The sequence below is a fragment of the Leclercia sp. UBA2479 genome (assembly GCF_002341985.1).
In the GTDB taxonomy this organism is placed as follows: domain Bacteria; phylum Pseudomonadota; class Gammaproteobacteria; order Enterobacterales; family Enterobacteriaceae; genus Enterobacter; species Enterobacter pneumoniae.
Map to the genome: position 1 here is coordinate 38,942 of NZ_DDPB01000001.1, position 17,483 is coordinate 56,424.

The 17,483-nt window shown below is 56.3% G+C and carries 13 protein-coding genes; 6 read left to right on the forward strand and 7 right to left on the reverse strand.

Features of this window, described 5'->3' with window-relative positions:
* Positions 1-41: 41 nt before the first annotated feature.
* Positions 42-878: a protein bax gene (locus tag B3B59_RS00200; RefSeq protein ID WP_046886273.1), complete on the reverse strand. Its 837-nt coding sequence runs from the start codon at positions 876-878 to the stop codon at positions 42-44.
* A 313-nt stretch (positions 879-1,191) separates the two neighbouring features.
* Here B3B59_RS00200 and B3B59_RS00205 point away from each other — a divergent pair, with 313 nt between their 5' ends.
* Together B3B59_RS00205 and avtA are read left to right on the forward strand one after the other, a co-directional pair.
* Entirely contained in the window at positions 1,192-3,222 is a 2,031-nt protein-coding gene (locus tag B3B59_RS00205) for an alpha-amylase (protein WP_286807852.1), read from the forward strand.
* Positions 3,223-3,397: 175 nt separating this feature from the next.
* The gene (gene avtA, locus B3B59_RS00210; protein ID WP_207292755.1) at positions 3,398-4,651 is read left to right on the forward strand and encodes a valine--pyruvate transaminase; all 1,254 of its coding nucleotides are present in this window, start codon (positions 3,398-3,400) and stop codon (positions 4,649-4,651) included.
* On the opposite strand, the gene B3B59_RS00215 is transcribed toward avtA, so the two are convergent.
* Both B3B59_RS00215 and B3B59_RS00220 read right to left on the reverse strand, forming a co-directional pair.
* The gene (locus tag B3B59_RS00215; protein WP_286807853.1) at positions 4,648-5,118 is read right to left on the reverse strand and encodes a 4Fe-4S binding protein; all 471 of its coding nucleotides are present in this window, start codon (positions 5,116-5,118) and stop codon (positions 4,648-4,650) included. The genes avtA and B3B59_RS00215 overlap by 4 nt on opposite strands.
* A gap of 126 nt (positions 5,119-5,244) precedes the next feature.
* The gene (locus B3B59_RS00220) at positions 5,245-6,063 is read right to left on the reverse strand and encodes an AraC family transcriptional regulator (protein ID WP_286807854.1); all 819 of its coding nucleotides are present in this window, start codon (positions 6,061-6,063) and stop codon (positions 5,245-5,247) included.
* A gap of 225 nt (positions 6,064-6,288) precedes the next feature.
* Between B3B59_RS00220 and B3B59_RS00225 the strand changes: the two genes are divergently transcribed.
* Positions 6,289-7,689: an MFS transporter gene (locus tag B3B59_RS00225; protein WP_046886277.1), complete on the forward strand. Its 1,401-nt coding sequence runs from the start codon at positions 6,289-6,291 to the stop codon at positions 7,687-7,689.
* A 10-nt stretch (positions 7,690-7,699) separates the two neighbouring features.
* Positions 7,700-9,655, forward strand: coding sequence for a glycoside hydrolase family 127 protein (locus B3B59_RS00230; RefSeq protein WP_286807855.1), 1,956 nt, complete (start codon positions 7,700-7,702; stop codon positions 9,653-9,655).
* 109 nt (positions 9,656-9,764) lie between these two features.
* Here the strand turns inward: B3B59_RS00230 and B3B59_RS00235 are convergent, their stop codons facing one another.
* Positions 9,765-10,505 carry a MipA/OmpV family protein gene (locus B3B59_RS00235; protein WP_286807856.1) on the reverse strand — a complete coding sequence of 247 codons (741 nt, stop codon included), beginning with the start codon at positions 10,503-10,505 and terminating at the stop codon, positions 9,765-9,767.
* A gap of 117 nt (positions 10,506-10,622) precedes the next feature.
* Between B3B59_RS00235 and B3B59_RS00240 the strand changes: the two genes are divergently transcribed.
* Positions 10,623-11,585: a LysR family transcriptional regulator gene (locus tag B3B59_RS00240; protein ID WP_286772300.1), complete on the forward strand. Its 963-nt coding sequence runs from the start codon at positions 10,623-10,625 to the stop codon at positions 11,583-11,585.
* On the opposite strand, the gene aldB is transcribed toward B3B59_RS00240, so the two are convergent.
* The gene (gene aldB / locus B3B59_RS00245; protein ID WP_233803647.1) at positions 11,582-13,120 is read right to left on the reverse strand and encodes an aldehyde dehydrogenase AldB; all 1,539 of its coding nucleotides are present in this window, start codon (positions 13,118-13,120) and stop codon (positions 11,582-11,584) included. The two genes, B3B59_RS00240 and aldB, sit on opposite strands and share 4 nt — an antisense overlap.
* Positions 13,121-13,284: 164 nt before the next feature.
* Here aldB and B3B59_RS00250 point away from each other — a divergent pair, with 164 nt between their 5' ends.
* Positions 13,285-14,172, forward strand: a complete 888-nt coding sequence (locus tag B3B59_RS00250) for an ROK family protein (protein WP_046886282.1) — start codon at positions 13,285-13,287, stop codon at positions 14,170-14,172.
* Here B3B59_RS00250 and selB read toward each other — a convergent pair.
* On the reverse strand, positions 14,169-16,025 hold the full coding sequence (selB, locus tag B3B59_RS00255; protein ID WP_046886283.1) for a selenocysteine-specific translation elongation factor: 1,857 nt from the start codon (positions 16,023-16,025) through the stop codon (positions 14,169-14,171). The two genes, B3B59_RS00250 and selB, sit on opposite strands and share 4 nt — an antisense overlap.
* Positions 16,022-17,401 carry an L-seryl-tRNA(Sec) selenium transferase gene (gene selA / locus B3B59_RS00260; RefSeq protein ID WP_286772303.1) on the reverse strand — a complete coding sequence of 460 codons (1,380 nt, stop codon included), beginning with the start codon at positions 17,399-17,401 and terminating at the stop codon, positions 16,022-16,024. The genes selB and selA overlap by 4 nt, the downstream gene beginning before the upstream one ends.
* Positions 17,402-17,483 lie beyond the last annotated feature (82 nt).

Genomic DNA, 17,483 nt, shown 5'->3' on the forward strand with positions numbered 1-17,483 from the left:
AAACGCCTTCCGGATGGAAGGCGTTTTTATAAGATAACAGATTACATATGGGCGGCAATTAAGCGCTGATTATCCTGATACATTGAGAACAGGTAATTGTTATAGCGCTGTCCCTGCGTCGAGTACCCTTTCAGCTTGTGAATCATGGTGCTCGCCGTCACTTCCTGGTCCGCTTTACGCAACTGAGCGCGGGACTTACGGAATGAGTTGTACGCCGGGTGCGTATTCAGGTTCACCACGTAGGCATTGACCGAATCTTTGACGGAATCAAAGTGCGAATAGCCACGAACTTTGCCCGGCGCATTACAGCTGCCTTTTCCGCACTTCATGCCGAACAGGTTGTTGTTGCTACGGGCCAGCTTAGAGGTACCCCAACCGCTTTCTGCTGCGGCCATGGTTGCCACCATGCTGCCTGGAATAATATCCACGCGCTCAAGCAAGGTGTTCCACGGAACACGACGGGTATTGCCAGACCAGCTGATCTTGTAACGTTTGGTGATGTCTTTCAGACGTGAGCGCTCAGCTGGAGACCAGCGGCTCGCGTACTGTTTAGATATTAACCAGTTACGATCGGCGGTAATCGCAGCGTTTTGGCTTGTGATATAAGGCATTACCGTCCGGAGAAACGCTTTTTTCCTTGGTGTCCCGGAAGGGTATTTTCGCAAATCAGGAAGTGAACTGCTCTTTACACTATTGCGAGAATACTCTTGTTTACTGCTAACCTTATTACTTACCGTCTTACTGCTTACTTTCTTACTAATATGGGCTTTGTGACTCGTTGTATCCGTGTGCGTCTTCGCAAGCACCCCACCTGAAAATGTCATGGTGAGTAACATGAGTATCGCGGCCCCATATCGTCGTATGGGAATCGATATCATTAGGTCTCCTGGTCGGATTTGAACATTCCAACACCTTATTTTTTTCACAAAATTGAGAGGTGAATCTCAAATCATAACAAAAATACCCTTCCAGAGCACCCTTAGAAATAGTCTAAATCCGAAACCATGTCATCAGGACGCTGCTCAGTTAAGCATCATTTTCTGCAAATTGTGCGCGATATCGCAGATAAGTGGCTAAATTAGCGCGAGATCACTCACCCTTTCGTCTCCTCCCTCAGCCTTTCGTCCAGGGAGGAGTTTGCGCTGCCAGCCTGCTGGCAAAATAGGCAAAACGCTGCGACAGGAATGTAAAATGAAACACTCAGCTTTAGCGCTTGTGTTGTTGCCTGCCATGGCCTGCGCCGACTGGTCAGCCGACGGTTTTCCTGCCTTTCAGGCAGAAGGCACAGGTCTGTATACCGCCCATGCAAAGCTTGCGAAGGGTACACGCCCTTTAAGCCTCATTTTTGACCAGACGTGCTGGCAGCCGGCCGGCCCCGTCAAACTCAATGAGATGCTGTCGCTCAAACCCTGTGAAGGTGATAAGCCGCAGTGGCGCCTGTTTCGCGACGGTGAGTATCAAATGCAGATCGATACCCGCTCTGGCACGCCGACACTGATGCTGAGTGTCAAAGCCGCCAGCGCGCAGACTGTTGCCAGCGTCACCCGTCAATGTCCGAAATGGGACGGCGCGCCGGTGACCCTGGATGTCAGCAGCACATTTCCGGAGGGCAGCGTCGTACGGGATTTCTACAGCAAGCAGACTGCCACCGTTCAACAGGGCAAAATTACCCTGCGCCCTGCGGCCAATAGTAATGGCCTGTTGCTGCTCGAGCGCGCCGAAACCGATAAAGCGGCCCCCTTTAGCTGGCAAAACGCCACCGTCTATTTTGTCTTAACCGATCGCTATGTGAATGGCGACCCCACCAACGACAATAGCTACGGTCGCCATAAAGACGGTATGCAGGAGATCGGTACTTTCCACGGCGGCGATTTAAAAGGGCTCACCAGCAAGCTGGATTACCTGCAGCAACTCGGGGTGAATGCTTTATGGATCAGCTCCCCGCTGGAGCAGATCCACGGCTGGGTAGGCGGCGGCACCAAAGGCGACTTCCCCCACTACGCCTACCATGGTTACTACACGCAGGACTGGACCCGGCTTGATGCCAATATGGGCAATGAGGCAGACCTGCAACAACTGGTCGACGAAGCGCATCGCCGCGGCATCCGTATCCTGTTTGACGTGGTGATGAACCACACGGGCTATGCCACCCTTGCGGATATGCAGGCCTTTCAGTTTGGCGCCCTCTACCTTAAGGGCGATGAGCAAAAAAAGATTCTGGGTGAACGCTGGACTGACTGGAAACCTGCCGCCGGACAGAGCTGGCATAGCTTTAATGATTACATCAATTTCAGCGACAAAGCCGCCTGGGATAAATGGTGGGGCAAGCAGTGGATCCGAACCGACATTGGTGATTACGACAACCCCGGCTTTGATGACCAGACCATGTCGCTCGCCTTCTTACCGGATCTGAAAACCGAATCCACCACCCCATCGGGTTTGCCAAACTTTTACCAGCATAAACCCGATACCCATGCGAAACCGCTTCCCGATGCCACCCCGCGTGATTACCTCGTCACCTGGCTCAGTCAGTGGGTGCGGGATTACGGTATCGACGGCTTCCGGGTCGATACTGCCAAACACGTGGAGCTTGCGGCCTGGCAGCAGTTAAAAGCGCGATCGAGCGAGGCGCTGGTCGCATGGAAGCAGGCGAATCCCGATAAAAAGCTGGATGACGCCCCCTTCTGGATGACCGGTGAAGCCTGGGGCCATGGCGTAATGCGCAGCGATTACTACCAGCACGGTTTTGATGCGATGATCAATTTCGATTATCAGGAGCAAGCGGCCAAAGCGGTGGACTGCCTGGCCGATATGGATCTCACCTGGCAGCAAATGGCAGAGAAATTACAGGACTTCAATGTGCTGAGCTACCTCTCGTCACATGATACGCGCCTGTTCCGCGAAGGCGGTTCGCGGGCGGCGGAGCTGCTGTTGCTGGCGCCCGGCACGGTGCAAATCTTCTATGGCGATGAGTCTGCCCGCCCGTTTGGCCCAACCGGCTCGGACCCTTTGCAGGGCACCCGCTCGGAGATGAACTGGCAGGAGGTGACCGGCAAACAGGCGCAGTCCGTGGCGCACTGGCAGTTGCTTGGGCAGTTCCGCGCTCGCCATCCGGCAATAGGTGAAGGTAAGCAAACCACCCTGACGCTGAGCCAGGGGTACGGTTTTGTGCGCCAGCATCATGACGACAAAGTGATGGTGGTGTGGGCTGGGCAACACTAAATCCAAATGCGCGCTTCGCCGCCCCGGCGAGGCGCGCTAAAACAGCATAATTCACTTCCCTAAGGGTTTTTTGCCCTATATAGACGCAAACAAGCCCCGCGGCTTCGATTTGCACCTGCGCAGTTGTAGCGTTAAGGTGAGCCAAATTTACTACAAGCCCGATAGACCATCTGCTATGACCTTTTCACTTTTTGGCGACAAATTCACCCGCCATTCAGGCATTACGCGCCTGATGGAGGATCTCAACGACGGCCTGCGCACACCAGGGGCCATCATGCTGGGCGGCGGAAACCCGGCGCAAATCCCGGCCATGAACAGCTACTTCAGCACCCTGCTGGCCGATATGCTCGAAAACGGCAAAGCCACGGACGCGCTCTGTAATTACGATGGGCCGCAAGGCAAAACCGAGCTGCTCACCGCACTGGCGGATATGCTGCGCAACGAACTGGGCTGGGAGATCGGGCCACAGAATATTGCACTGACAAACGGCAGCCAGAGCGCGTTTTTCTACTTGTTTAACCTTTTCGCCGGACGTCGTGCCGACGGCAGCACCAAAAAGGTGCTTTTCCCGCTGACGCCGGAGTATATCGGCTATGCCGATTCCGGCCTGGAAGAGGATCTGTTCGTCTCTGCGCGTCCAAATATCGAGCTGCTGCCGGAAGGCCAGTTCAAATATCACGTGGATTTTGAACACCTGCACATTGGCGAAGAGACCGGCATGATCTGCGTCTCTCGCCCCACCAACCCAACCGGCAATGTGATTACCGACGAAGAGTTAATGAAACTCGACGTGCTGGCCAATCAGCACGGTATCCCGCTGGTCATTGATAACGCGTACGGCGTACCGTTCCCCGGTATCATCTTTAGCGAAGCGCGCCCGCTGTGGAACCCGAACATTGTGCTGTGCATGAGCCTCTCCAAGCTCGGTCTGCCTGGGAGCCGCTGCGGGATTATCATTGCCAATGAAAAAATCATCACTGCCATCACCAACATGAACGGCATTATTAGCCTCTCGCCTGGCGGTATTGGCCCGGCAATGATGTGCGAGATGATTAAGCGCAACGACCTGCTGCGCCTGTCGAACGAGGTAATTAAGCCGTTCTACTATCAGCGCGTGCAGGAGACGATCGCCATGATTCGTCGTTACCTGCCGGAAGAGCGCTGCCTGATCCACAAACCGGAAGGGGCGATTTTTCTCTGGCTATGGTTTAAAGATCTGCCTATCACCACAGAACTGCTTTATCAGCGCCTGAAAAAACGCGGCGTGCTGATGGTGCCGGGCGATTACTTCTTCCCAGGGCTGGATAAACCCTGGCCGCACACGCATCAGTGTATGCGTATGAACTACGTGCCAGACCCGGAGAAAATCGAAGCCGGGGTAAAAATTCTGGCCGAAGAGATCGATCGCGCCTGGCGCGACGAGGCCTAAGCTCGCGCTCGCAGCCGCGCTGCGCGGAGTGTCACCGGGTCAAGACAGCGTAACGCATGAGTCGGGCAGGCCGCCACGCAGGCAGGCCCGCTCTCGCGATGGGCGCAGCGATCGCACTTCAACGCCAGCGCCCGCTCATTAACCCGTATCACCTGCATTGCCCCAAAGGGGCAGGCGATCACACAGCTTTTACAGCCGATGCAGCGCTGCTGCTCTACCCGCCAGATCCCCGCCTCACGCTGAATGGCCTGCACGGGGCAGACGCTGGCGCAGGGGGGCTCTTCACATTGATGGCAGGTCACCGCCGTGGTGAACGTCGCCCCCTTCATCACCCGAATGCGCGAAGCAAAGGTCGCTGGGCTGACCGTCGTGCATGATTGATCTTCCTGATGCGCGACCACGCAGGCCACTTCACAGGTGCGGCAACCGATGCACTTTGCCGGGTCCGCGACAATATACGGGTTCATCTCCTGCTCCATCCACGTTGGAAAAAAGTCAGGTTGCCAGAGTGAACGGGGAAGCCGCCTTGATCCCACTACGGTAAACGGCGGATTTAGGGTTCTTGCCAGCAAAACTGGGAAATTGCCCTAAGGTCAGGCCGAATTAATGTGTTCTTTGCAGTAACGCCGCTTCCAGACGGCGGGCGTTAAGCCTGTATGTTTGCGAAAAATCTGTCGGAAATAGCCCACCTCATTAAAACCACAGCGGGTTGCCACCTCTTTAAGCGAAACCGCACCGTTAAGCAGCAATTTTTCCGCCGCCCTCACCCGCTGGCGATGAATGGCCTCCGTTAGCGTGAGATGGAACACCCGGCGAAAGACCCGCCCCAGATAATCGGCATTACAGTGAAGCTCTTTTGCCAGCTGGGAGGTGCTCAGGGGTAAATGGAAGCGGGTGCTAATAATCTGGCGGGCCTTCCAGGCTAGGCTCACACCCGCCTCATCGGGCGGCTGTTGGGGGCCGCCCGTAAGAGAGATTTGTTGTAGAATCAGCAGTAAAAGGTACTCCAGCGCCGGACTGCGCTGTAACTTCTCCTGCTCGGTAAGAAACTGTCTGAATAGCGAAATCACCGACGAAGGATCACCGCTTTTGCCGTGTTGATGCACTGCCAACTGCGTCCCCAGTGGCGATCGCAACGCTTGCTCATTCACGTCAAAATGCAGCCAGTAAAAGCGTAAATCGGGGGGAAAATCCTCAATGCCCTGATGGCGACGCTGGGGCCAGAGCAATAAGCTTTCTCCCGCCTGCACCTCGAAAACCCTATTCTCCTCCTGGATCGTTAATTTCCCTTTTTCGACAAAGATAATCTCCCACGAGGTGAGTTTACGCGCCGGGTGCCGGCCAATACCCCGGGAGATAAAGTACCCGCCATTCTGAACGCTAATCGGAAGTGTTATGGATAATTCAAGCATGGATATTCACTATCTCGCTAAAATGGCTTTTAAATACGCCTTTTCCATTGATTATTAACAGCTATTCCGTTTTCTTCCCGATCGAAATCACACTTTGACGACGAAGTCGGAATCCTCACCTTTTTATACTTTTCCCTTCCCTTGTCGCCCCAGACTTTCAGTGCAGAATGAATGAGGTACCCCACAGTAACACCTATAAAAATTCTATTACCGAGGAGTTACCTCATGACTTCTACTTCGATTACGCAGAGAGATATCGCCGGGCAGGCCGCTGACGATCGCCTCTCTGTCCGCGAAAAAATAGGCTACGGCCTGGGTGATGCCGGTGGCACCGTCATCACCTGCCTGATCATGAATTTTTTGACCTTTTTCTATACCGATATCTTTGGCTTAACCCCCGCGCTGGTAGGCACGCTGTTTATTGCCTTACGCGTATTCGACGCTATTTCCGATCCCATCATGGGCGTTATTGCTGACCGCACCCAAAGCCGCTGGGGACGTTTTCGTCCGTGGCAACTGTGGATTGCCCTGCCGATTGGGATTATCGGGGTGCTCACCTTCACCGTGCCGGATGCCGGCATGGGCGTCAAAATCATGTGGGCGTTTGGCACATACCTGCTGTTATCGGTGGGCTATACCGCCATTAACGTCCCCTACTGCGCACTCATCAACACCATGACCACGCGCCACAGTGAAGTGATCTCCTGCCAGGCGTGGCGCTTTGTGCTGTGCGGGGTGGCGGGCTTTTTAGTCTCCGTGGGACTGCCATGGCTGGTGGCGGTGCTCGGTAAAGGTGATGCGGCCCAGGGTTATCAGCTTGGCGTAGGGGTGCTCTGCGCCGTGGCGGTAGTCATGTTCCTCTGCTGCTTCTTCTGGGTGCGGGAGCGCGTACCCCTGGCGCTGATGGGCAAATTTACCCTGCGCGAGCACCTCTCCGGGCTGCGTAAAAACGATCAGTTACTGCTGATGCTGGTGATGTCGTTCTTGCTCATCAATGTTTTTAATATCCGCGGCGGCGGCTACATGTATTTCATCACCTATGTGCTGAAGGGCAGCACAGCTTATACCTCGCTCTTCTTCACCATGGTCACCTTCGCGGCGATCTTGGGCGCGGTGATCGTTAACTATCTCTCACGACGTAGCGATACGGTCAAACTCTACTACTACACCAACCTGGTGCTGGCTGGGCTGGCGGTAGGGATGTGGTTCCTGCCCGGCGGGCCGGAACATCAAACCCTGTGGCTGGCGGTGATTCTCGGCAACGGCGTGATCCTTGGTTTTACCCTGCCACTGCACTTCTCGCTAATGGCGTTTGCCGACGACTACGGCGAGTGGAAAACCGGCGTGCGCTCCTCCGGGATGAACTTCGCCTTTAACCTGTTCTTTATCAAGCTGGCCTGGGCCTCCAGCGCCGGGATCATAAGCCTGGTATTTATATTTGTCGCTTATCAGCCGGGCGCAGGCAATCAGACCGCTGCGTCATTGCAAGGGATCACCATGATGGAGACCCTGCTGCCGGCCCTGTTCCACCTGCTACTGGCGATCGCGATTCGCTGGTGCAGACTCAGTAACCCCATGATGGCGCGCATAGCGACCGACCTGCGTCAGCGCCATGTTCAGTCCTGAGGAGTAGAAGATGTCCATAATGGAACCCGACCTGCATAAATTAAAAATCAGTGACCCTTTCCTGGGTCAGTATCAGCGGCTTGTTCGCGATGTGGTGATCCCCTATCAGTGGGATGCCCTGAACGACCGGATTGCCGAGGCGGAACCGAGCCACGCTATCACAAACTTTCGTATCGCAGCGGGGCTGGAGCACGGTGACTTTTACGGCATGGTTTTCCAGGATAGCGACGTCGCGAAATGGCTGGAAGCCGTCGCATGGTCTCTGTGCCAGAAACCTGACCCCGAGCTGGAGAAAACGGCCGATGAGGTGATTGCTCTGGTCGCTGCGGCGCAGTGTGACGATGGTTACCTCAATACGTACTTTACAGTCAAAGCACCGGACGAGCGCTGGACCAACCTGGCTGAATGTCATGAACTTTACTGTGCAGGGCATATGATCGAAGCGGGCGTGGCCTGGTACCAGGGCACCGGCAAACGTAACCTGCTGGAGGTGGTGTGCAAACTGGCAGACCATATCGACAGCGTCTTTGGCCCGCATGATACGCAGCTCCACGGTTATCCCGGCCACCCTGAAATCGAGCTGGCGCTGATGCGCCTGTACGATGTCACTCAGGAGCCTCGCTACCTTGCGCTGGTAAAATATTTCGTCGAGGAGCGCGGCGCGCAGCCGCACTTTTACGACATCGAGTATGAGAAGCGCGGAAAAACGTCGTACTGGAATACCTACGGCCCGGCGTGGATGGTGAAAGATAAAGCCTATAGCCAGGCGCATCAGCCTATTGCCGAACAGCAGACGGCCATCGGCCACGCGGTGCGTTTTGTCTATCTGATGACCGGCGTGGCACATCTGGCACGCCTAAGCCAGGACGAAGGCAAGCGTCAGGACTGTCTGCGCCTGTGGAACAATATGGCGCAACGCCAGCTGTACATCACTGGCGGTATTGGTTCACAAAGCAGCGGCGAAGCGTTCAGTAGCGATTATGATCTGCCGAACGACACCGTCTACGCCGAAAGCTGCGCCTCCATTGGGCTGATGATGTTTGCCCGACGCATGCTGGAGATGGAAGCCAATAGCCAGTACGCCGACGTGATGGAGCGCGCGCTTTACAATACTGTGCTGGGCGGCATGGCGCTCGATGGCAAGCACTTCTTCTATGTTAACCCGCTAGAGGTGCATCCTAAATCGCTGGCTTTTAACCATATTTACGACCACGTGAAGCCTGTTCGTCAACGCTGGTTTGGCTGCGCCTGCTGTCCGCCGAACATCGCCCGCGTGCTGACCTCCATTGGTCATTACATTTATACAGTCCGTGACGATGCGTTGTTCATCAATTTATATGTGGGCAACAGTATGGCGTTCCCGGTAGGAGACCAGGAGTTGCAGTTGCGCATCAGCGGTAACTATCCGTGGCAGGATCAGGTCACTATCACCATTACCTCTCCGGTACCGGTGGAACATACCCTGGCGCTGCGCCTGCCGGACTGGTGCGATGCTCCGCAATTAACGCTGAACGGTGAGACGCTGCAAGGTGAGGTGCGCCAGGGGTATCTGTACCTCAATCGCCGCTGGCAGGAGGGAGATGCGCTGGTGCTCACCCTACCGATGCCGGTTCGCCGGGTGTATGGCAACGGGCAGGTGCGTCAGCAGGCGGGCAAGGTGGCCATCCAGCGCGGCCCGCTGGTTTACTGCCTGGAGCAGGCCGATAACGGCGAGGGTCTGCATAACTTAACCCTGCCCGCCGACAGTACATTCCGTGTCTTTGAAGGAAAGGGGATTTTCGCCCATAAAATGCTAATACAAGCAGAAGGATACTGCCGAAACAGCGAAGACGGCACAAACGCGCCGCTCTGGCAGTACGATCGCGCCCCCTGCCCACCGCAGGCACAGACGCTGACGTTTATTCCGTGGTTTAGCTGGGCTAATCGCGGCGAAGGGGAAATGCGGATCTGGGTAGACGAGGCATAAACCCGCCCCGTGCGACGCGACATCTACCCCGCCGGGCGAACCGCCAGGCAGGGGTAGCACCGCCGGGCGAATGAAGAATGCCCTTTTTCCTGGCGGCAGATTCGCATCATCAGAAGCGCCAGGCGAGCCCGATCATCAGCGTAACGCTATCATCACGATCGATCATCGGGCTCTTTCTCACCGCATCAGGCAATGCGGCGTAGCGGGCGCTGGCGTTCAGCAGGAGTTGCGACGTAAGCGCATATTGGGCCGAAAGCCCGACGTAAGGCATCCAGCTGTCGCCTGCGGCATACTGCTGCAGGCCGCTGCGGCGTGATTCAGAGGCGGATACGCCATAGTACTTATCGTTAAGGCTCTCATCGTAATAATAAACGCCCGCGGAGGGCGTCAGAGTAAAACTCGCCATACGAACAGGCTTGAAATAAGCCAGTTCCCCCATCACACCACCGCTTTCGTCCCCGGCATCTGCCGCAAGAGTGAATTTAAGGCTACCCCAGCGCTCGTGGCGATAAAATGCGCCCCCCAGCATGGCAGAGGCCCGGCGTTTATCCAGCTGGCGCATGTGAGCGTCGTCATTATCGTCAGGGTCAAAGTGCAGCGGCATCCAGGAAGCGGTCAAACTCAGTTCGTTTTTCTCATCTTTCCAGATAATCCAGCCCAAAGAAGCCTGGCGCACATAAAAATGATGATCTTCATAGCTGACCAGCGGCACGGCAGAGAGCGTATCGTTATACCCTTTGTAAGGCGATTCATTATATGCAGCCCCCATGCCCAGGGAAAATTCTGCCGCCATGACGGAAAACGGTGAAAATAAAAGCGCGGCGAGGATAAATTTATTTTTAAAAGCCATTCCATGCGTCCATTAATAATATTACGACCCGGCGCATAGTAATGGTTACAAAATTCGCGGTGCAATTAAGTTGTTTATATAATATTATATATGAAATCATATAGATGGGCGTTACCCATGCGCAAACTGCAGATCAAACCGCGTGAATTAAAGATCGTCTCGGTCATCGCTGCGACCCGCAGTATCGGCGATGCTGCCGCTCTGTTAGGCATGGCGCAGGCCAATGTCAGCAAATATCTCTCTGATTTTGAGGCACGGGTCGGGCTTAAAGTATTTGAGCGTACCACCCGCCATCTGGCATTGACTCAGTTTGGCGAATCACTGTTGCCTTACATTAACCGTTCACTCAAACAAAACGAGCGACTGATCAATTTCATTGGTGATTATAAGCACGAAAAGCGCGGAAAAGTGACAATATATGCGCCAACAGGAATTATTACCTATCTGGCTCGCTACGTGATCCATGAAATTAAAAATCTCGAAGATATTCATATTAGCCTGAAGACCTATAATCTCAGTACCAACGAATTCTACGAAGGCGTCACCTTCCCTGATGACTGCGATATATTAATTACCTACGCGCAACCGAAAGATGAAAACCTGGTCGCCAGCACCCTCACCCAATATTCCATTACTGCGTTTGCTACTCCGCAATATATAAAAAATCATCCTATTAACAGCCCGGACGATCTCATTAATCACTCCTGTATTCTTATCGATTCTATGATCGTCGATGACGCCAACATCTGGCGATTCCGCGCACATCAGAGCGACCAGATACGCGATTACAAAGTCACGGGTAACTATATTTGTGACAACACCCATGCGGCGCTCGAACTGGCGCGTAATCATCTGGGGATCGTCTTCGCGCCAAAAGAGAGCCTGCAAAAAGAGATAGAGCAGGGTTTGATGGTGCCCTGCTTTACCCATCAGGAGGAGTGGTGGCTGGATCTGGTGACCATCTTCCGTAAACGCGAATACCAGCCACTCCGCGTGCAGTATGTGCTGGATGGCGTAATGAATACGCTGCGTAAGCAGATTGAGCAGGCCGCCGTGGGGCAGCCTGCTCAGGGAAGTTAAAACAGCCCCAGGGGCTTATCGGAATAGCTCACCAACAGGCACTTCGTCTGCTGGTAATGTTCCAGCATCATCTTGTGAGTTTCACGTCCGATGCCCGACTGCTTATAACCGCCGAAGGCGGCGTGTGCCGGGTAAGCATGGTAGCAGTTGGTCCATACGCGCCCTGCCTGTATGCCGCGACCCATTTTATAAGCCAGGTTACCGTTACGGCTCCAGACGCCTGCCCCCAGGCCATACTGGGTATCGTTCGCCAGCTCCAGCGCCTCGTCCATCGTTTTGAAGGTGGTCACTGCCAGCACCGGGCCGAAGATCTCCTCCTGGAAGACACGCATATCGTTTTTACCAAACAGGATCGTCGGCTCGAGGTAGTAACCTTCGTTTAAATCGCCGCCAAGCTGTTTGCGGCGCCCGCCGGTTAAGACATCCGCCCCCTCTTTTTTACCGATATCAATATAGTTAAGGATGGTTTCCAGCTGCCCGTGAGAAACCTGCGCCCCCATCTGGGTGACGCTGTCCAGCGGGTTGCCGCTGCGGATGGACTCTACGCGGCGAATCGCGCGCTCCATAAAGCGTTCATAGATAGACTCCTGCACCAGGGCACGACTCGGGCAAGTACAGACTTCCCCCTGGTTGAAGGCAAATAAGGCAAAGCCTTCCAGCGCCTTATCGAAAAAGGCATCCTCTTCATCCATCACGTCGGCAAAGAAGATGTTAGGGGATTTACCGCCCAGCTCCAGAGTCACCGGAATGATGTTCTGGGTCGCGTACTGCATAATCTGTTGTCCCACTTCCGTGGAGCCAGTAAAAGCCACTTTAGCGATGCGCTTCGAGGTCGCCAGATATTCGCCAATCTCGCCCCCCGCACCGTTCACCACATTCACCACGCCCGGCGGCAACAGATCGCCAATCACCTCCATCAACAGCAATACCGATAGCGGCGTGAGACGCGCCGGTTTCAGCACCACGCAGTTACCGGCTGCCAGCGCTGGCGCCATCTTCCAGCTCGCCATCAGCAGCGGGAAGTTCCACGGAATGATCTGCCCCACCACCCCCAGCGGCTCATGGAAATGATAGGCCACGGTATCTTTATCCACCTCGCTGATACCGCCCTCCTGGGCGCGAATACAGGAGGCAAAATAACGGAAATGATCGATAGCCAGCGGCACGTCAGCAGCCATGGTTTCACGGATGGGTTTTCCGTTATCCCAGGTCTCTGCCGTGGCTAACAGCTCAAGGTTTTGCTCCATGCGGTCAGCAATTTTAAACAGGATGGCAGCCCTGTCCTGCACCGAGGTTTGCCCCCACCGATCTTTCACTTTGTGGGCGGCATCCAGCGCCAGGTCGATATCCCGCTTGCCGGAGCTGGCGATTTCGCACAGCGGCTGTCCGGTGACCGGGGTGACATTTTGATAGTAATCGCCGTCGGCCGGTGCCACCCAGTCGCCGCCAATAAAGTTGTCATAACGGGCTTTTAGCTTAAGAGGAAAACCATACTCGCCGGGCAGAATGCGTGATGAGGGAGGATTGTTGGTCATGGCCATCTCCTTGCGTGAAGTGTCCTTCAAAGGTAGACCGCGGCGGTGAAAACAGCGCCAGCCAGCGTCTGCTTTGCGAGCCCCTTCACGCATTACCTTACTTTACGTTCCGTTTTTTGGTCTGAGCCATAATTAAGGTGCACAGGCTCATAAAGGAAGCGTAAATGCGGCTATTTATCGGTTTTGATGTCGGTGGAACGCACATAAAACATGGCGTGATCGATGAAGATGGTAATGAACTGGCGGAAGATCAATTTGATACGCCAGAAGATGAAGAGACCTTCAGGCAAAAGTGGCGCGAGGTGGTGCAGGCTTACCAGAAAGATCATGAGATTGCGGCCATTGGCGTGAGTTTCCCGGGCCATATCAATACGCATACCGGCAAAGCGGCTAAGGCCGGGGCGCTGGATTTCCTTGACGATGTAAACCTCTATGACCTGTTTGCAGAGCTTACCGATCTCCCCGTCACCGCCGAAAACGACGCGAACTGCGCGGCGCTGGGCGAACTATGGCGGGGTGCAGGGCGCGATTATCAGCACTTTGTCTGCATTACGCTTGGCACCGGCATAGGGGGTGGCATCGTTGTAGAAGGCGATCTCTGGCGTGGTTCGCACTACCGCGCCGGTGAGTTTGGGGTGATTCCGGTCGGCAATAATGGCGAAGGGATGCACGAAGTCGCCTCTGCCAGAGGATTGATGGAGGCCTGTCGCCGGGCGCTGGCGGTCTCTGAGGAGGAGATGCCAAAAGGCGAAGCGCTCTTCAAACTGATGGAAAACGATCTGCATCTGCGGGAAGCGGTGGAAGAGTGGGCGCGCTTCCTCGCGCGTGGCATTTACAGCGTAATCTCGATGTTTGATCCGCAGGTGGTGTTAATCGGCGGCGGCATCAGCGAGCAGGAGAAAATTTATCAGCTGCTCGACCGTAAGCTGCAATCCTTTGACGAGTGGGAGGCCCTGCAGGTGCCTATTTTGCCCTGCGAACTGGGTAACCAGGCGGGCCGACTGGGCGCCGTCTGGCTGGCAAAACAGGCACTTTCCCGACGCGAGGCTTAAGGTTGCGGCCTGTCCGCAGCAAAAAGCAGCGCATCGCGCAGCAGGTGGTCGTTCCCACGACGGCGGGTGAAGCCGATGCGGTTGAAGTACTCCAGGATTTGGATCGCCAGCTTGCGCCCCACATTCAGCCGGTCACGGAAGTCGGCGGCGCAGGTTGACCCTCGCTCCTGATCCAACTCACGGATCAAACTGGCGAAAGCCACAATGCGATCATTGCGGTAGTAACGATCTTTGACGATCGCCGTAATGAGCCCCTGCTGCGCGGCCAGCCTCAGTATCTGGCGCATCTCCTGCTCGTCGGTCGCAGTCTCGCGCGCCAGATCGCGTACCCACCAGGGCTCATCACCAAATAGCCCTTCCGCCTTTTGCCAGATGGCGCGCTGCGCATCGGTAAAGCCGGCTTTGTGATGCGGCAGGTGCAGCCAGCCATGATAGCTGTGCAGATCCCCATTCTCGCGCATCCTTTCTATCAACAGCAGGACCAGGGCTTCATCTTCCGTTGGCAGTGACATACGCCGCAGGCGTTCACGGCCAGGCCCCGGCTCATCCTGGTGCTGATGATGGTAAGCGCTAAGCACATCAAGAATTTTACGCTGCCAGCGGGCGGCAATCTCGGTACTCAGCAGCATGGATCCGGCCTGGATAAAATCGGGATGACGCGTCAGCTCGCGTAGCCCTTCCTCACTGCGCTGGCGCGCCCAGGCGAACTCCAGCAGATTGACCGCCCCGCGCTCCAGATGCTGACGCAGCGCAGCACGATCGTCCGGTGCTTTCGCAAGCTGCGCCAGCCAGTGCAGATATTCAGGTTTACGTTTGCCACGGCGCGGCGGATGAAGGGTAACGACGCGCGCTCCCGCCAGCGTAACGCGTGCCGAGATGTCCCGCAGTACCAGCCGATCGTTATCAGCCAGCCACAACGGGTTATCCAGTACCAGCTCGGCCAGATCGTTTTCCAGCAGCGACACGCGGCCGGTCACGTGACTGGCCGCGTGGTGAATATGCAGAGGCTGCCACTGACTCAGGGACAATTCGCCCTGCAGGGCCACGATCACCCGCGTCGACGGCGCCGGCGGTGCGTCAGACAGCAGCCAATCGCCCCGGCTAAGCTCTTCTTTCTCAGCATCGCCCGCAATGTTCAGGGCAATACGCTGCCCGGCATGGGCCTGCTCCGTGGGCTGATTTTGCGCATGCAGACCGCGCACACGCATGCTTTTATTGACCCCGGTCAGCCAGAGGCTATCACCCACCTTCACTTCACCGCTCAGGGCCGTGCCGGTGACCACCAGCCCCGCCCCCTTCACGGTAAAGGCCCGGTCAATGGCCAGACGAAAACGTTGATGCCCCGCCTGCTCGCGGGCCGGAAGCTGTTGCAGATGGTCGCGCAGGGCGTCAATACCTTGCCCCTGGGTTGCGACAGTGACAAACAGCGCCGCATCGCCAAATCCATATTCTGCCAGGGTCGCCAGCACCTCTTCACGCACCGCCGCCACGCGCGCATCGTCAACGCGATCGGCTTTGGTCAGCGCCACGGTGAGCTGGGGACTGCCGGTGAGCTGCAGAATGTGCAAATGCTCACGCGTTTGCGCCATCACGCCATCGTCGCAGGCCACCACCAGCAGCGCATGGTCGATACCCCCCACGCCCGCCAGCATATTCGAGAGAAATTTTTCATGCCCCGGAACGTCAATAAACCCCAGCACGCGGCCATCCGGCTGCGGCCAGTAGGCATACCCGAGGTCGATGGTCATGCCGCGTTTTTTCTCTTCCGGCAGGCGATCGGCGTTAATCCCCGTAATCGCCTGCAACAACGTCGTTTTGCCATGGTCAACGTGACCCGCAGTGGCAATAATCATTTCAGCAACATCTCCAGAAACAGGGTTTGATCTTCCAGACAGCGTAGATCCAGCCACAGCCGGCCATTTTTGATACGGCCAATCACCGGAACGGGCAGCGCCCGCCAGCGTGAGGCCAGTGCCTCTAACTGGCTGCCGCGTCCATCGCGCGGGGTGAACGTCAGCGCTGCGCCAGGCAATCTCTCCACCGGCAGGGAACCGCTGCCGGGCTGTGACAGGCAAGGCTCAACGCGCACCTCAAAGTCCGAATAGTGCGGGGCAACCTGCGCCAGAAGCGTCTCGCCCAGCTGATGTAGCGAGGCGGCATCACGGCTTAGCAGACGCAAGGTGGGCAGGCGTTCGGTCAGCTTCTCTGGGTGTAAATAGAGCCGCAGCGTCGCTTCCAGCGCGGCGAGCGTCATTTTGTCGGCGCGCAGGGCGCGCTTCAGCGGGTGCTGCTGCAATTTGGCAATCAGCTCACGTTTACCGACAATAATGCCGGCCTGCGGACCACCGAGCAGCTTGTCGCCGGAGAAGCTCACCAGGCTCACCCCCGCGGCAATCAACTCCTGCGGCATCGGCTCTTTCGGCAGACCAAACTGGCTCAGATCCACCAGCGAGCCGCTGCCTAAATCGGCAACGACCGGTACATTCATCTCCCGACCCATTTGCGCCAGTTCGGCTTCATCCACCGCGTGGGTAAAGCCTTCAATCGCATAATTGCTGGTGTGCACTTTCATGAGCAGCGCGGTATTTTCATTGATTGCCGCGCGATAGTCTTTGGCGTGGGTGCGGTTGGTGCTGCCTACTTCCCGCAGACTACATCCCGCCTGCAGCATGACGTCCGGAATGCGGAACGCGCCGCCAATTTCAACCAGCTCACCGCGCGACACCACCACCTCTTTCTGTGCCGCCGTCGCCGCCAGCATCAGCAGCACGGCGGCCGCGTTGTTATTCACGATGCAGGCGTCTTCCGCGCCGGTGAGTTGACACAACAGTTCTGCCAGTGGGCGATCCCGATGACCTCGCCCGGCGCCGTCCAGGTCGTACTCCAGCGTCACCGGCTGGCGCATCGCCTGGGTGACCGCCGCAACCGCCTCCTCCGCCAGCAGCGCACGTCCCAGATTGGTGTGCAGCACGGTGCCCGTCAGGTTAAACACCGGGCGTAGCCCTGGAGGCGTGTCCGCCGCCAGCCGTTTTTCCACTTCCAGAAACCAGTCCCACTGCGGCAGCGCCTGCTGTTGACGAATAAAGTCGCGGGCTTCTGCCTGTAACAGGCGCAACGCTTCGACCGTGCGGACATGACCAAACTTCTCCACGACGGGGAGAAGCCTGGGGTCGCGAAGCAGACGATCGGTGGCGGGTAGCTGGCTGTAGAGAGAGTGCTGAGTAGTCATGAAAGTGCCTGGCTGTTGGGTCTCTTCCCCCCTCCCGACGGGAGAGGGAGTCAATATGAAGAGGGATTGTACAGCCTGGCGC

Coding starts and splice junctions, on each gene's coding strand:
- B3B59_RS00200 (WP_046886273.1), bottom strand. CDS start 878: ATGATATCGATTCCCATACGACGATATGGGGCCGCGATACTCATGTTA.
- B3B59_RS00225 (WP_046886277.1), top strand. CDS start 6,289: ATGACTTCTACTTCGATTACGCAGAGAGATATCGCCGGGCAGGCCGCT.
- B3B59_RS00250 (WP_046886282.1), top strand. CDS start 13,285: ATGCGGCTATTTATCGGTTTTGATGTCGGTGGAACGCACATAAAACAT.
- B3B59_RS00215 (WP_286807853.1), bottom strand. CDS start 5,118: ATGAACCCGTATATTGTCGCGGACCCGGCAAAGTGCATCGGTTGCCGC.
- B3B59_RS00220 (WP_286807854.1), bottom strand. CDS start 6,063: ATGCTTGAATTATCCATAACACTTCCGATTAGCGTTCAGAATGGCGGG.
- B3B59_RS00240 (WP_286772300.1), top strand. CDS start 10,623: ATGCGCAAACTGCAGATCAAACCGCGTGAATTAAAGATCGTCTCGGTC.
- avtA (WP_207292755.1), top strand. CDS start 3,398: ATGACCTTTTCACTTTTTGGCGACAAATTCACCCGCCATTCAGGCATT.
- selB (WP_046886283.1), bottom strand. CDS start 16,025: ATGATTATTGCCACTGCGGGTCACGTTGACCATGGCAAAACGACGTTG.
- B3B59_RS00205 (WP_286807852.1), top strand. CDS start 1,192: ATGAAACACTCAGCTTTAGCGCTTGTGTTGTTGCCTGCCATGGCCTGC.
- B3B59_RS00235 (WP_286807856.1), bottom strand. CDS start 10,505: ATGGCTTTTAAAAATAAATTTATCCTCGCCGCGCTTTTATTTTCACCG.
- aldB (WP_233803647.1), bottom strand. CDS start 13,120: ATGACCAACAATCCTCCCTCATCACGCATTCTGCCCGGCGAGTATGGT.
- B3B59_RS00230 (WP_286807855.1), top strand. CDS start 7,700: ATGTCCATAATGGAACCCGACCTGCATAAATTAAAAATCAGTGACCCT.
- selA (WP_286772303.1), bottom strand. CDS start 17,401: ATGACTACTCAGCACTCTCTCTACAGCCAGCTACCCGCCACCGATCGT.